Annotated in this window: 16 protein-coding genes and 2 other annotated features; of the genes, 7 read left to right on the forward strand and 9 right to left on the reverse strand. The window is 36.3% G+C overall.

What is annotated here, in order from left to right:
- The first annotated feature begins 24 nt into the window (after positions 1-24).
- Positions 25-750 (forward strand): prepilin peptidase, encoded by a 726-nt coding sequence (locus IEW44_RS08035; protein ID WP_229704189.1) that lies wholly within the window; start codon positions 25-27, stop codon positions 748-750.
- Here the strand turns inward: IEW44_RS08035 and trpA are convergent.
- From trpA to aac(6'), 8 genes are all read right to left on the reverse strand, one after another.
- Complete coding sequence (trpA, locus tag IEW44_RS08040; RefSeq protein WP_188614530.1) at positions 728-1,447, reverse strand: tryptophan synthase subunit alpha; 720 nt, start codon at positions 1,445-1,447, stop codon at positions 728-730. The genes IEW44_RS08035 and trpA overlap by 23 nt on opposite strands.
- A complete protein-coding gene (gene trpB / locus IEW44_RS08045; protein WP_188614531.1) occupies positions 1,440-2,630 on the reverse strand; it encodes a tryptophan synthase subunit beta in 1,191 nt (396 codons plus the stop codon). Before trpB ends, trpA begins: the two co-directional genes overlap by 8 nt.
- On the reverse strand, positions 2,623-3,189 hold the full coding sequence (locus tag IEW44_RS08050) for a phosphoribosylanthranilate isomerase (protein WP_188614532.1): 567 nt from the start codon (positions 3,187-3,189) through the stop codon (positions 2,623-2,625). Before IEW44_RS08050 ends, trpB begins: the two co-directional genes overlap by 8 nt.
- Positions 3,183-3,941 carry an indole-3-glycerol phosphate synthase TrpC gene (trpC, locus tag IEW44_RS08055; RefSeq protein ID WP_188614533.1) on the reverse strand — a complete coding sequence of 253 codons (759 nt, stop codon included), beginning with the start codon at positions 3,939-3,941 and terminating at the stop codon, positions 3,183-3,185. Before trpC ends, IEW44_RS08050 begins: the two co-directional genes overlap by 7 nt.
- A complete protein-coding gene (gene trpD / locus IEW44_RS08060) occupies positions 3,938-5,533 on the reverse strand; it encodes an anthranilate phosphoribosyltransferase (RefSeq protein ID WP_188614534.1) in 1,596 nt (531 codons plus the stop codon). The genes trpC and trpD overlap by 4 nt, the downstream gene beginning before the upstream one ends.
- Entirely contained in the window at positions 5,530-6,894 is a 1,365-nt protein-coding gene (trpE, locus tag IEW44_RS08065; RefSeq protein WP_188614535.1) for an anthranilate synthase component I, read from the reverse strand. Before trpE ends, trpD begins: the two co-directional genes overlap by 4 nt.
- Positions 6,895-6,934: 40 nt before the next feature.
- Positions 6,935-7,144 (reverse strand) — a binding site (T-box leader).
- Between the two features lie 26 nt (positions 7,145-7,170).
- Positions 7,171-7,403, reverse strand: a binding site (T-box leader).
- A 154-nt stretch (positions 7,404-7,557) separates the two neighbouring features.
- A complete protein-coding gene (locus IEW44_RS08070; RefSeq protein ID WP_188614566.1) occupies positions 7,558-8,538 on the reverse strand; it encodes a ring-cleaving dioxygenase in 981 nt (326 codons plus the stop codon).
- A gap of 133 nt (positions 8,539-8,671) precedes the next feature.
- Entirely contained in the window at positions 8,672-9,103 is a 432-nt protein-coding gene (gene aac(6'), locus IEW44_RS08075; RefSeq protein WP_188614536.1) for an aminoglycoside 6'-N-acetyltransferase, read from the reverse strand.
- Between the two features lie 73 nt (positions 9,104-9,176).
- Between aac(6') and IEW44_RS08080 the strand changes: the two genes are divergently transcribed.
- Complete coding sequence (locus tag IEW44_RS08080; protein WP_188614537.1) at positions 9,177-9,416, forward strand: hypothetical protein; 240 nt, start codon at positions 9,177-9,179, stop codon at positions 9,414-9,416.
- A 206-nt stretch (positions 9,417-9,622) separates the two neighbouring features.
- Here the strand turns inward: IEW44_RS08080 and lexA are convergent, their stop codons facing one another.
- Positions 9,623-10,237 carry a transcriptional repressor LexA gene (gene lexA / locus IEW44_RS08085; protein WP_188614538.1) on the reverse strand — a complete coding sequence of 205 codons (615 nt, stop codon included), beginning with the start codon at positions 10,235-10,237 and terminating at the stop codon, positions 9,623-9,625.
- A 177-nt stretch (positions 10,238-10,414) separates the two neighbouring features.
- Between lexA and yneA the strand changes: the two genes are divergently transcribed.
- The 5 genes from yneA to IEW44_RS08110 all read left to right on the forward strand — a co-directional run bounded on the left by yneA (position 10,415) and on the right by IEW44_RS08110 (position 14,291).
- Complete coding sequence (yneA, locus tag IEW44_RS08090; protein WP_188614539.1) at positions 10,415-10,726, forward strand: cell division suppressor protein YneA; 312 nt, start codon at positions 10,415-10,417, stop codon at positions 10,724-10,726.
- Positions 10,726-11,388: a YneB family resolvase-like protein gene (locus IEW44_RS08095; protein WP_188614540.1), complete on the forward strand. Its 663-nt coding sequence runs from the start codon at positions 10,726-10,728 to the stop codon at positions 11,386-11,388. The genes yneA and IEW44_RS08095 overlap by 1 nt, the downstream gene beginning before the upstream one ends.
- Positions 11,389-11,609: 221 nt before the next feature.
- A complete protein-coding gene (locus IEW44_RS08100; RefSeq protein ID WP_188614541.1) occupies positions 11,610-11,966 on the forward strand; it encodes a hypothetical protein in 357 nt (118 codons plus the stop codon).
- Between the two features lie 89 nt (positions 11,967-12,055).
- Positions 12,056-12,352, forward strand: a complete 297-nt coding sequence (locus IEW44_RS08105) for a hypothetical protein (RefSeq protein ID WP_188614542.1) — start codon at positions 12,056-12,058, stop codon at positions 12,350-12,352.
- Between the two features lie 235 nt (positions 12,353-12,587).
- Positions 12,588-14,291 carry an SIR2 family protein gene (locus tag IEW44_RS08110; protein WP_188614543.1) on the forward strand — a complete coding sequence of 568 codons (1,704 nt, stop codon included), beginning with the start codon at positions 12,588-12,590 and terminating at the stop codon, positions 14,289-14,291.
- Positions 14,292-15,218 lie beyond the last annotated feature (927 nt).

Consider the following 15,218-nt stretch of genomic DNA (forward strand, 5'->3'; position numbering starts at 1 on the left):
TGCTACGCTAAAGGAATGAAAAATATGTTAAGTTGTTTTATTGTAGGTATGGTTTTTGGCTCATTTTGCAATGTTGTTGGGCTACGCCTACCTAAGCATCAGTCTATAATATGGCCAGCTTCCACATGTCCTTCTTGCCATACGCCATTAAACTATCAAGATTTAATTCCTGTTATTTCCTATATTAGATTACAGGGGAAATGCCGATTTTGTGAAAAAAAGATTACTTTTTTATACCCTCTAATAGAAGTACTCACAGGCGTTAGCTTTATGTTTTGCTATAGTCAATATGGCTTAACGATAGACTTTTACATAGGCTGTTTATTAAGTATATTATTTGCTATTATCACCGTATCAGACCTCATATATATGATCATACCGAATCAAGTTTTATTATTCTTTCTTATTATATTTATAGGCATTAGCCCACAAGATTGGCAAATGAGTGTGCTAGGTGCAACACTAGCCTTCACTATTTTATATATTGTACAAAGCATTTCAAAAGATGGTTTAGGTAGCGGTGATATTAAATTATTTTTTGTTATTGGCTATGTCGTGGGAAGTATGCAAGTATTAGTCATTATTATGTTAGCTGCTCTTATTGGCTTATTAACAGGTAGCTTAATCAAATATAGCAAAAAAGGGCAGCAAACGGTCTTTCCATTTGGCCCTTCTATTGCACTAGCAACAATGATAGTTTATTGGTTTGATGTAGACTGGTCGTTAGTTATGGCGCGAGTAATTTGGTAATACTCTCATAATCTTTGTGATGTAAGGCTTGTACAATTTTACTACCAATAATAACGCCATCACAAACTTCGTGAAATTGTGTGATTTGTTCTTTCGTATGAATACCAAAACCTGCATATACAGGAATATGGCTTATTGCTTTGACCTCTTTCAATAATTCGAAAATAGTCTGATCATATGATGCACGTTCTCCAGTAGTCCCTTTTACTGTTACAGCATAAATAAAGCCTTCTGCATTTTCTATAATTGTAGCAATACGCTCTTTCGGGCTTGTTAAAGTAATAAAGCGAATAAATGGAATTTGGTATGCCTTTAAGGGTGAGCTAAATGCCAATTCTTCTTCAAGAGGCACATCTGGAATAATAACCCCTTTAATATTCGCTTCATCACATGCTTTGGCAAACGACTCAATACCAAAAGCATAAATAGGATTAGCATAGCACATAATAACAAGTGGGATATGAATGCGTGCTTTGTGTAAAGTAATCTCTTGTAAGACATCTTGCAATGTCACATTGGCTTGTAGTGCACGTAATCCTGCTTCTTGAATAACAGGACCATCTGCAACGGGGTCAGAAAACGGGATACCAACCTCAATCATTGTTGCCCCATTTTTTTGTAAAAATTCAATAGTAGGGAGTAATGTTTGTATCCCACCGTCACCAGCCATAATATAGGGCGCAATACCTTTACTCATGTTGATCACCTCGTAATAATTGTTTTACAGTATGTACATCTTTATCTCCACGACCAGATAAACACACTGCAATAATGTTATCTTTGTCCATTGTTTTGGCTAATTGTGTAACATAGGCAATGGCATGAGCACTTTCTAATGCAGGAATAATACCTTCTGTTTTTGCAAGTAATTGAAAAGCAGTGAGCGCTTCTTCATCGGTTACACTTGTATATGTTACGCGCTCGATATCGTGTAGGTGGCTATGCTCAGGCCCAACGCCAGGGTAGTCTAAGCCAGCAGAAATGGAATGAGCCTCTGTAATTTGTCCAGCTTGTTGCATAAGATACATTTTACTGCCATGTAAAATCCCGACTTTACCTTCAGCAATTGCGGCTGCGTGTTTGGCTTGTAATCCTTCACCAGCAGCTTCCACACCGTATAACGCCACATCATCATGTATGAAAGGGTAAAACATTCCCATCGCATTACTACCACCACCAATACATGCTACAACAGCATGAGGTAGACAACCTTCTTGTTCTAATAATTGTGCTTTCGTCTCCTTGCCAATGACAGCTTGAAAATCCCGAACCATTACAGGGAAGGGGTGCGGTCCTAGTACTGAGCCCATAATGTAATGTGTGTTGTCGACATTTGTAACCCAGTAACGTAAAGCCTCATTTACCGCATCTTTCAATGTGCGACTGCCTTGTTGTACGCTGACAACTTTTGCACCTAATAATTCCATACGAAAGACATTCAATTCTTGGCGTGCAACGTCTTCTGCCCCCATGAAAATAGTGCAAGACATATCCAATAATGCGCAGACAGTAGCTGTGGCAACACCATGTTGACCAGCGCCCGTTTCGGCTACGATATGTTTTTTCCCCATGCGCTTTGCCAGTAAGGCTTGACCGATTGTATTGTTAATTTTATGAGCGCCCGTATGGTTAAGGTCTTCGCGTTTTAAGTAAATTTTAGCTCCGCCAATATATTTTGTTAATTGTTCGGCATAATATAGTGGGTTTTCCCGACCTACATATTGTTTTAAATAGTAATGCAATTCTTGTTGGAATTGTGGGTCCTCTTTTATTTGTTCATAAGCATTTGTTAATTCTGTGATGGCATGCATTAATGTTTCAGGCACGAAACGTCCACCATAGGGGCCAAAATAGCCTTGTTCATTTGGCATATTATACATGTGTAACACTCCTTGCTTTCTCAATGAATTGTTTGATTTTTATTTTATCTTTTACGCCATTTGTTTCAACGCCGCTTGAGACATCGATACCAATGGGCTGTAGTTGTACAGCTTGTGTAACATTCTCAACAGTTAAGCCTCCCGCTAAAAATGTGCGATCACTTAATGTTACAGTGCGGTAATCATAAGCAATGCCAGCACCAGCTACCTCATTATCAATGAGGTGATAACAAGATGCATAATGTGGATTCTCATGCCCCTTTTTGAAGGCTTTAATAACAGGCACTGTTATTTTTTTTGCAAAATCTTCTGTTTCATCACCATGTAACTGTACGTAATCTAATGGAATATCCTTTACTAATTGGTTAATCGTCTTTATGCTTTCATTGACAAATACACCTACCACAGGGATCTTGACCGTTTTAGCAATGTCTTGTGCTACTTCCTTTGTAATTTGACGTTTGCTCTTAGCAAAGACTACACCGATTAAATCAGCGCCAGTAAGTTGTACAAAACGAGCTGTCTCTACATCTTGAATCCCACAAATTTTAATTAGCATTTTGTCACCCTCAAACTTTTGACTAAATCTTCTGTTCGGTTTGCTTGCATTAACGATTCGCCAACAAGTAGCCCATCTACACCTACATTTGCAAGATATGTGGCATCTTCTCTGTTTTGAATTCCGCTTTCTGCAATAAAATATGCATCGGACTTCGCTTTACTTCGCAATGTTTCACTACGTGTAATATCTACTGAAAAATCATGTAAGTTGCGATGATTAATACCGATGATTTGTGCATGAATAGCTTCAGCCCGTTGTAATTCATTTGCATTATGAACTTCTACAATGATATGTAATTGTAGAGAGCTAGCATATTCATACAGTTGTTTTAATGTAGGGTCATCAAGTGCTGCTACAATGAGTAAAATGATGTCAGCTCCACTTGCATAAGCATAATCAATTTGTTTTTTATGAATAATAAAGTCTTTATTTAAAACGGGTATGGTAACGGCTTGTTTTACTTGGCGTAAGTCATCCATCGTACCCTTGAAAAAGGTAAAGTCCGTTAACACAGAAATAGCGCTCGCACCAGCATTTTCGTAAGATAACGCTTGTTGTACAGGGTTTACATGTTTATTAATGATGCCTTTTGAAGGAGAAGCTCTTTTGATTTCCGTGATTAAAGCTAAGGTATTTTGTTGTAATGTTGGTAAGAAGGGAATAATAGGTGTCTCTCTTGCTGGAAATACATCAGGTAATGCATGTACTTCTTTTCTTTTATGGTCGATAATTTTCTGTAAAATAGTCATGATATAACCTCCAAACGTTGTTTAGCAAATTGTTGCATAGCTTGCAATTTAGCTAGCGCATTTCCGCTATCAATACTTGACTTAGCTCGTTCAATGCCTTCTTCAATGGAACACATGCCATAAGCAAACATAGCAATGGCTGCGTTGAAAATAACTGTATCTCGTTTTGGTCCACGTTCACCTTGTAAAATCCCTTGTAAAATCTTAGCGTTTTCTAAAGCTTCACCACCACGAATGGCATCTAGAGGCGCGTTTTCTAAACCATAGTCCTTAGCATTAATGATTTTTGTTTGTACTTTACCATCACAAAGGATCGCTAAGACATTATCACCGGCAAGGGAAGCTTCATCAACATAACCTGCACCGTTAATGACAACAGCTCTTTCTCTTCCTAATGCATGTAAGGTTTGTGCCAACTTCTCTAGCATATCTCTACGATAAACGCCCATAAATTGCGAATGTAGGGCAATGGGATTTGTGAGAGGACCAATAAGATTAAAGATAGTAGGTACTTTAAGGTCTCTGCGTACCTTCATAATCGGTTTTAATTTAGGATGAATATGAGGTGCAAACAAGAATGCAATTCCAATATCCTCTAATAGTTGTGTTGTCTCATCAGCCGTTAAATTTAACGGTAAACCGAGATGTTCTAACACATCTGCACTACCTGTTTTGCTTGAAACACTACGGTTACCATTTTTGACAACTTTAGCACCAGCGCCAGCCAAAACAAAAGCGGTAGTTGTACTTACATTGAAACTTTGGACACCATCTCCACCTGTGCCACAAATATCAATGACTTGGTCACTAACTGTAATAGGTGTTGCATGTTTAGTTAAAGATGTAACGAGTGCGGTAATTTCTTCTACCGTTTCGCCTTTCATTTTTAAGCCCATTAATAAAGCAGCGATTTCACTTTCTGTTAAATTGCCTTCTAAAATATCATCCATAATCGTTTGTAATGCTTGAGTCGGTAAGTCTTTCCCTTCACTTAAAGCAAGTAAGTGTTGTTGAATAGAGGTTGTATTATGATAGGAACGGAAAAACTGTGCTAATAAAGTAGTGCCATCTTTAGTACCAATTGATTCGGGATGAAATTGCAGCCCAACTACAGGATAGTGCTGATGTCTAATAGCCATGATGGTGTCATCATCTACAGCAGTAGCAATACAAGAAAATTGAGCAGGCGTCTCGTCAACGACTAAGGAATGATAACGCATAGCTACAATAGGTGCAGTAAAAGCTGAGAACGGTCCTTCACTATGATGCGTGATGAGTGATGTTTTACCATGTTTAATTTGTGTAGCACGTGTAATCGTGCCACCAAAAGCTAAGGCAATTAACTGATGACCTAAGCAAATACCAAGCATAGGGTAACGATGATACAAGGCACGTATGATGGTTAGTGATTGTTGTTTATCTTTAGGGTGACCAGGACCAGGAGAGAAAACAATAGCCTCTGGTTGCATAGCTTCAATAGCATCGACAGTAATTTCATCATAACGTACCACTTTTACCGTTTTACCAAGTTCACTAATTTGTTGATAGAGATTGAATGTGAAAGAATCATAGTGATCAATTAATAAAATCATTGTATAACCTCCAATAGCGCTCGCGCTTTGTGTAGCGTTTCTTCATATTCTTTTTGCGGGTCTGAGTCATAGACGATGCCAGCACCAGCCTGTACAGTCGCAATATGATCTTTGACTAGCATAGTACGAATGGCTAATGCAAAATCCATCGCATAAAAAGAAATATAACCTACAGCGCCAGCATAATGATTGCGTGCTTCTGACTCTAATTCATTAATGAGTTGCATCGCTCTAATTTTTGGTGCCCCCGTCACAGTACCAGCAGGTAAACAAGCCATTAATGCATCTAATGCATGCAGGTCATCAGGGAGTTCGCCTGTAACTTCTGAAACAATATGCATAACATGTTGATATTTTTCAATATTCGCATATTTCTTAATTGTAATAGAGCCAATATTCGAAATTTTTCCGAGGTCATTACGGCTTAGGTCAATCAACATTTTATGTTCAGCGAGTTCTTTTTCGTCTTGTAACAGTTCTCGAGCTAGATGTTGATCTTCTACAGTGTTTTTTCCTCGTGGACGTGTGCCCGCAATTGGATTTGTAGTGATCATACTACCCGTCACCTTAACAAGACTCTCTGGAGATGTACCAAGTAATTGATAGTCCTCAAAGTCAATATAAAACATATAAGGTGATGGATTGGCTGTACGTAATTTGCGATATAAGCTGAAAGCATCCCCTTCAAATGGTGCAGTAAATTTTTGGGATAATACAATTTGGAATACTTCACCATCTAGTATGGCTTGTTTGGCTTGACGCACGAGCGCTTTGAACTGATTTGCCTCCATACTTGGTGTAAACTGTAATGATGTGGAATGGAGTGATGGTATGGTAGTCATTTGTGTTGCTTGATGAATTAAAGCATCAACTCGTTGTTGTAATATTGTCTCTTCTTCATTTTCAAATGCTATTGCTACAAAGGTGATGGTCTCTTTTTTATGATCAAAGACAATAAACTGGTCATAAATAAATAAGTGAACATCAGGTATGTGAGAGGCACTTGGTAAACGTTCGCCAATCTTTTCATAATTAAAAATCATTTCATAACCAATATAACCGATCGCACCGCCAAAAAAAGAAAAGGGTAATGGTGCGTTTGCTTTTGGTATTAAGGCTTTTACTTCTTGTAAAATATTTGTATTCAGATGCGATGTTTGACCATTGCGCTGTTTTTTGACGGTAACTTGATGATTGCCTGTTAATTCCATTAATGGGTCTACTGCAATAAAAGAATAGCGTCCGCTTTCTTCATGTTTGGCAGAGCTCTCAAATAAAGCTTTAAAGCGTCCTTGTAGTGATTGATATAGTGCAATAGGTGTTGTTGCATCACCAGCAATGGTTGTCATTTTATAATCCATTAAAATCCCTCCTAAAATAAAAAAACCTTTCGTTAATCAACGAAAGGGCGAATAAGTCCGCGGTACCACCTCACTTGAAATACAATCATGCATTTCCACTTTGCGATAACGGTGCATACCGGATTCTCCTACTTTTGTTCAAAGAATCACTCCAAAGTCCACTTCAATAAACAGGTATTTGCTGTCTCTCACTATCACAGCTCGCTTAAAAATCCCTTTGTTTATCTACTCTCTTTGTCAACGTGTTATATATAGACACAAAAAAACCCCTCGTCAGTAAAGGACGGGGATGCCGTGGTGCCACCTTAATTAGTCAAAAAAGACTCGCTCAAAACCATCAATCAATGGTTTACTTTGTGTAACGATAAAGTATAATCGCTAGCGCCTACTTTAAGTTCGGACTAGAAGCTCAGAAGCCCATTCACATCAAATCATGTTATCAGCTCTCACCAACCGCTGACTCTCTAAAACAGAATAATGATGTTACTCTTCTTCATCAAAGCTATAAGTTTTATAATTGGTAATTAGCATAACGGGGAATGTGATAAATGTCAACACTATTTTAAAAAGTAAATAAAATTCTTACGCTATACGTTTAAGTAACAGAAAAGGTTAAACCGAAATATGATTGGTCTAACCTTTTTGTTTAAGCTGCTTGGATGATTATTCTTTTTTAAATGTTTTAGTGCTTCTTACAGTATCGATGGGACGCACCATAGCTTCAATTTCATCACGTTTGCTCTCCAAGAAAGGAGGTAGTGATAATTTTTCACCTAATGTTTCATAAGGTTCATCGCCCATAAATCCTGGCCCATCTGTAGCAATTTCAAATAATAAATGACGTGTAGCACGTACATACAATGAGCCAAAGAAGAAGCGATCCACAAATCCTGAAGTACGATAACCAAAGTCTTCAAGTTTACGTTGCCAATGTGTCAAATCTTCTTTGTTATCTACTCGAAAGGCTACATGATGGACAGCACCATAACCTTGGCGTGCTGTAGGAGATGATGTGTCATGTCTAACAATGACTTGCGCACCATTACCACCTTCATCGCCCATCTCAAAAAGCTTCATCATCCCTTCTTCAGCAATAACAGACATCTCAAAGACGCGTGTTAAAATATTACTAAAATAATCAAGGTTTGACACAGTAATTGTCATTGGCCCTAAGCCTGTAATAGCAAATTGTAGAGGGATGGGGCCATCTTGCCAAGGTGTGCCACTTTTTATGCCTGTATTTTTTTCATCTGAAATTAATTGATATTGTTGTTCATCAAAGTCAGAGAAATTTAATATTTTTTTGCCAAACTGTGTGGAGATTGCTTCATGTTTTACATCGTATTTCTCAAAACGTTGTTGCCAATATTGTAACGCTTCATCGGATGGGACACGAAAAGCAGTCCGTGCTAATTCATCTGTTCCATGTGTACCTTTTGGATTGTTAGGGAAGTCGAAAAATGTCATATCCGTACCAGCCGCACCAACATCATCCGCAAAGAATAAATGATACGTACGAATATCATCTTGATTCACTGTTTTTTTTACAAGACGAATCCCTAAAGTATACGTAAAGAAATCATAAATTTTTTCTGCACTACTTGTCATAGCTGTAACGTGATGAATCCCTTTTAGCATGTAAATTCCTCCTAAAATGTTAGTAAAGTCAGTTTATCATAAAAATATCTTGAATTCAAGATATTAGTTTGGAGCATTCCTTTTGTTATAAAAAATACCATCAAGAAGTGGTGTCATCTGATGGCATGTTAGTTCATTTTTATATTTTTTTAGTAAAGCATACGATGCGATTCACTTCGATAAAACCTAATGCTTTATGAAAATGATAGCTAATTTCATTATGCAATTCGCAATCACTGGCAAATTCGGTACAACCTTTATTATGAGCCCATTGCTCACATGCTACGACAAGTTGTCTTGCAATCTGTTGATTACGGAATTCTGGCTCTACATAAATCCCTTCTAAATAACCAACAGGGGAACTATGAGTGCCTTCTACATAATCTGTACGTAAAGTAGCATGTGCAAAGGCAACGGGTTGTTGTCCCTCTACTTGTAAAAATACGACATTATCATCTGTTTCGATTACATGTGTAATTTCTTTTGTTAATGTAAGTAAACTTGCATCAGGCCAAAGTTTTTTGGCTAATTGTGTAACTTCTTCAACATGTTCCGCAGTGGCTCTAAACATTATCATCTCTCCCTTGCTCTCTAAATCATTGTAGTATACGATTACGTTACATAATTTTGTTAGGAGGTACACTATGGTACTTGCTATTATTGCAGGCTTTGCTTGTAATATACTATTATATGTCGGCATGAGTTATGTAAAAATCAAGAAGTCTAATGCCTTCATCGCTATGCTTATTGTAACAGGTCTTAGTATACTTGGCTTGTTTTTACCATTGCCTTTATCATATCTAGCTCCTTTTTGTGCAGGTTTAATGCTCGCTATTTTTATTTTATCTTTTATCGATAGTCAGAGAGTACGAAGAGAAAACTAAATGACATAAAGAAGCACACCTGCCTAGGCAAGTGTGCTTCTTTATGTCTGTAGACAGTAATTTTCACTTTAATATATGATAAATATAAAATAATTAACATTCCTCAATAGTGCATACATCATAAATCAAGTAAGCTAATACATAGAAATAAGGATGAGAACATAAAAAAGCGCTTTACCAATAGGTAAGAGACGCTCTTGCATACGTTAATGTACTTGTCGGTATAAACCAACCACATGACCGAGAATGGAAACTTGGTCCACAATGATTGGTGACATTGTGCTGTTTTCTGGTTGTAATCTGAAGTGGTCTTTCTCTTTAAAGAAGCGTTTTACTGTAGCTTCATTTTCCTCTGTCATAGCCACTACGATATCGCCATTAGAAGCAGTGGATTTTTGTTTGACAATGACTAAGTCACCATTATGAATACCAGCTTCAATCATAGAGTCGCCCATAATTTCAAGCATAAAGAGTTGGTCTTCAGTGCCATATGTGTTAGGAAGAGGGAAATATTCTTCAATATTTTGAATGGCAGTGATTGGAGAACCGGCTGTTACTTTACCAACGAGTGGCACATGAATGACGCCTGGCTTGGCAATACCATCATCTTGTTGTAACACTTCAATAGCTCTAGGTTTAGTAGGGTCTCTACGAATATAGCCTTTAGACTCTAAGCGTTCTAAATGTCCATGTACAGTGGAACTGGATGCTAAACCAACTGCTTCACCAATTTCTCTCACAGATGGCGGATAACCTTTGCTATTGACTTCACTTTTAATGAATTCTAAAATAGCTTCTTGTCTTTTAGAGATTTTTTTCATTGTTCTCACCTCTCGATAATTTTAAAAATATGTACCATATATGATTAGTTCACAGTATAACAGTAAAAAAGTTTTAAATCAAACATAAGTTCGTAAAAGTTATTGACAAAAACAAATGTTCGCATTATGATAAAAACAAATATTTACGAACAAACATTCTTAGAGGAGCGGTTATACATGATTATTATTAAAAAATTTCCTAATGCGTCTTTCTTTTTAGCGTTATTTACGGTGATGTTTCTTGTGATTTGGTCGCAACTTCCGAAGGATTTAGCTTATGATGAAATTAATATTCAAGAGGGTGATAATTTAGTAACATTAGCCCAACAATATAAAGGTGAACTAACAACAGAACAATGGGTTGATTTAGTAAAAGTCGAAAATAAATTAGCCAATGATACAATAGTAGTTGGGCATTCAATTGTAGTACCAGTGAGTAAAAGTAAAGTAGTAGAAATAGATGGTGTTCAGTTAGCGAGTGATGAGTGATGGTACAAAAAGCTGTATTATATTGTCGAGTAAGTACAACGAAACAGACACAGGCAACTTCTTTAGCTAGACAAGAGGAAGAGTTAAGGCAATTTGCTAACCAACAGGGCTTGGTTGTAGAAGCCGTATTTGAAGATCAATTTAGCGGTTATGAAGTAGACCGTGATGGCTTACTTATGTTGTTAGATTTTGTTAAAGAACATAATATACCCTATGTGCTAGTACAAGATGAAACACGTTTAGGCCGTGGTAATGCGAGAGTCGCAGTTTTACATTTAATACAAAAGCTACAAGCACAAGTACTGTGTATGAATGATGCTGGGCCATTACAGATGAATGATATGGATACCATGCTATTAGAGATTTTAGCCATAGTGGAAGAATACCAACGTAAAATTCATAATGCTAAAATTAAAAGAGGTATGAAGCGTGCGGTTGAACAAGGGTATCGTCCTCAAGACAATTTACGTAATCGGGGTAATTTGGAAGGCAAGCCACGTATTGAAGTACCAATTGATGAGATTGTACGCTTAAGAGATGCAGGATTAACATTTCAGGAAATCACCACAACATTGAATGGTCTAGGCTATGATGTCAGCAAGGCTACAGTGAACCGACGTTATTTAAGTTATGCGGAAGAACAGAATAATATAAAGCAATGATACATTGTTTAAAGCCAAATCAACATTTTTTTGAAAAGCCAATAGATGAATGTGAAGCCATTTGTCTTGTATGAAAAGAACATAATGAAAGATTTAACATTATGATTTAAGCGGTAAGCATCTATAATATAACGACAAGAGGCTAGGACAAAATCTGTCTTATAAATGAAAAGCCCTTGCCCTTTTACATTATGTAGAAGGGTGAGGGCTTTAGTTTTTGCGTGCAAAAAGGACACTATACCAATAGTGCTTATACCAACTTGCCACGTGGTCACAAAGAAGCGCAGGCTGAAGCCGTAGCTTATAGTATGATGACGCACCTTGGATTTGATACGAATGCGTACTCACTTGGCTATATTGCTACGTGGGCAAAGTCACCTGAGACGATGAAACAAGCGCTGAAAGAAATCCGTGAAACCTTACAACAAACTATTACGATTGTAGATCGGCCCACGTACCCTTGTCTTTCGCAAAATCTCGCACAAAAGGTTAACGAAACGAGCCAGTCCTACAGCGTATTGCTTTCACAAGCGCAACTACGTGTCTATTTGCCAGCCATTGTAGAATTGCACCACTAACCGCAATCGAAGCGTATGACCGTACTACAAATAGTATCGCTTTATTAAAATACCACCCTGTTGCCAAAATGCTTTTTGATGACCAAGGTATGCTAGTGAAGACAGACCGTTTAGAGCAGCGTAATGTGCTACTGCTCAATGTGCTGGATACTACTGACCAAGCTAAGAAACACTTTAAGCGTTTCAATGAACAGTTTACGCTATTTACGCTACAAGACGGAAACGATGGTGTTAAGCTAACGCATAATGACACAGGTACTGTCATTGCAACGTATGGAGATTTGGCTGAAGGAAAACATAAAGTAAACCAATTGATGACGCAGGAAGGACTGCTGCAAGGGAGAGAGATGGGTGTTAATATAGAGAGTAGAAGTATTGAGCGATAAGGAAGAACATGATTAGAAAGGCAAAAGGCAACGTGTAACAATGTGATAAATTTAAAACTTACAAAAAGGTAAAGGTTGGTTATGCTCGATGGATAATTGATAAATGGATTCATGTAAAATAAAACTTGATATTATGAACCCCTCCACTTTAGTTACATTATTACTTTAATTATGTGGAAAATTATAGGTGTATGATATAATTTTTCTAATAAATTAAATTAAAGGTTGGGGTTGTATGAATAAAAGTGAAACTGATTTTGATTTATTCAAAAATTTAAAGTCGAAAATTGAACAAATAGCTGTTTCTCCAATATTTTTTGTAGGCACTGGTTTATCTATGAGATATTTTAATGCTCCTAGCTGGGAAGGGTTGTTAAGAGAGGTTAGAGAATCGTGGGATAGAAATTTTGACTATTATTTACAAGCGTATAAAAACGGGAGTATTTATGAATTAGAGAAATTAGCCGAACAGTTATGTGAAATGTACTATGAAAAATTATCTGATAAAGAATTGGAGCCAAATAAAGATAAGGTTTATTATTTTAAGAAACGAATTACTCAGATAATTGATGATTATATGTTGAGTCACATTGATACATTTGAGGATAACATTGAAATTCAAGAACTTAAAAAAACTAGTCCATCAGCTATCATTACGACTAATTATGATACCTTCTTGGAAAAGATGTTCCCTGATTATGACGTATATATAGGTCAACAATCATTGCTATCCACGAATTTAGGAGCTGTTGGCGAGATTTACAAAATACATGGTTGTGTTACTGATATAAATAGTCTTGTTATTACACAATCAGATTATCAAAATTTTGAACTAAGAGAGCTTTATCTAAATGCAAAGCTGTTAACTTTGTTTTTGGAATACCCAATTATTTTTTTAGGTTATAGTTTAAGTGATAAAAATGTTCTCAGCATATTGACATCGATTATAAAAATGTTACCTAACGAAAAAGTTGAAGAACTTTCTAAAAGAATCTGGTTTATAAGAAGAAATGATACAGAGAATGACTTTATGAAAGTAGAGAGAATAAACTTAGGAGAAGGGTTGTTTATTGATGTTGAGACTTTTTATTTAAAGGACTTCTCTATCCTATATAATTTATTAGCAACCAGTAAAATTCAAAAGTTACCTATCAAGTTCCTAAAATATCTAAAGTCAAATGTATATAAACTTGTTTCTAGTCAAGTATATAATCCTAAATTATTGAATGTAAATATGACTGATATCCATAAGCTAAACGACTTTGATAATATAAGCAATATAATTGGTCTTTCTTTTAGCACTGAAACCAAATATACAAAAGATATTCTGACAAGAAGAGATATTATTGAACCATTACTATATCAGAGTGATTGTGAATATAAAGAATCTGCAATCAAATTTTTAGTTCAAAATGCAAGTACAATTTTACCTATTCATTATTTTCTTAATGGTTTGGCTAAGGGAAAAATTGATGCACTAGTTGAATCGGTTGATACAAGTGATGCGTCAAAAAGTATCATTAAATCTCGAATTACTACCCAGCAAAATTATAAAGTTAGTATTGGAGTCAATAATGAGTATTTTTTTCAACCAGATATTATTTCAAACTTTGAGTTAAATAATGAGAATTTAAATCAATTTATTGATGCATATTGTACTAAAAAAAGCGTTCTACTTTCCTCTAAAAATACTGTACTAAAATATTTTTTATTAGAATTACTAAAGTATAGATTAAATGAACTTATTAATACTGCAATCGTTATTAATAATAGAATATCCATATTACAGTGTATTACACATTTAGATAGAGATTTTATTAAGGCTAATATTGAAGATGTTTATAAGTTATTAAAAACATTAGATAATCAAAACTATGATGCTGATTTTAGAAAAGTAATTTGTCATATTGACCAAATTATCTACGGGAATTTTAGCTAAATTATTGCTAAGAATACTTTATTCAAAAAACAAATTACATTATGGCATACCTAGGACACACTATAAAGATTAAAACCGTAAGGTAACTATCTTTGTAATCAATAAATAAATTTTAGATTCAGATATCTTTAAATCTAACGCTATCAAAATAAAGGCTTTAGACAAGATTACATAAGAAAATAATATGAGAAATCTAAAGTACGATATACTCTGAGATTTGAATTAACTCGAGTTAACCTATCACAGAAATTGTAAAAGTAATAAATAAATCTAAAAAATATTAAATAAAAAGTTCAAAATATGATTCTAGTCGCCATCCACTACCCTCTCATAGCCAGCACAAGACGCTTGGCTTGAAGGGATACGTGTCGCTTTGGCATTAAATTCCCCGATAATCAGGCGCTGTACGCTTGTAGCTACAGCGCCTAGATTCCTGTTGAATTTGCGCTGGGGGCGCCATACCAAACGAGGCGAAAAGCATAAGGGCAAGAGGTAGAGACTGCGAGGGCAGTCTCTTTTTTATTGCTTTTTTTCGATTTCTTTCGCCACTTTAATAGCTAGCAACCGCACTAAGCGAGCTGCAGGTCAGATTCTGCCTAACCTACCGCTAACTAAGTGCAGGCAATCCTAGCGCAAGGAACGTCAAATTTTTTTGTTGAGTGCGCTTTGCTACAAAAAATTTTGAGCTATTGCAGGCAATTCCTTGCCCTACGCTTGATGCAGCCATTCGGTGGCTCCTAAGAAATCGGAAAAAATTCAGCCTTCCGACTTCAGTTGGTGGCTCAAGCCATCAAAAAACAAAGGAGGAAAACATTATGACAAAACAAAACACAACCAACCAAGCCATGTCCCTTACGCCTATGTATGAAATTATCCGCCTTAAAGCTGAACGTCGCAAATTACCGAAGAAGTACCTTGCTGAAAAGC

Origin of the sequence: Lysinibacillus alkalisoli, assembly GCF_014643595.1 — a bacterium.
GTDB classification, from domain to species: Bacteria; Bacillota; Bacilli; order Bacillales_A; family Planococcaceae; genus Metalysinibacillus; species Metalysinibacillus alkalisoli.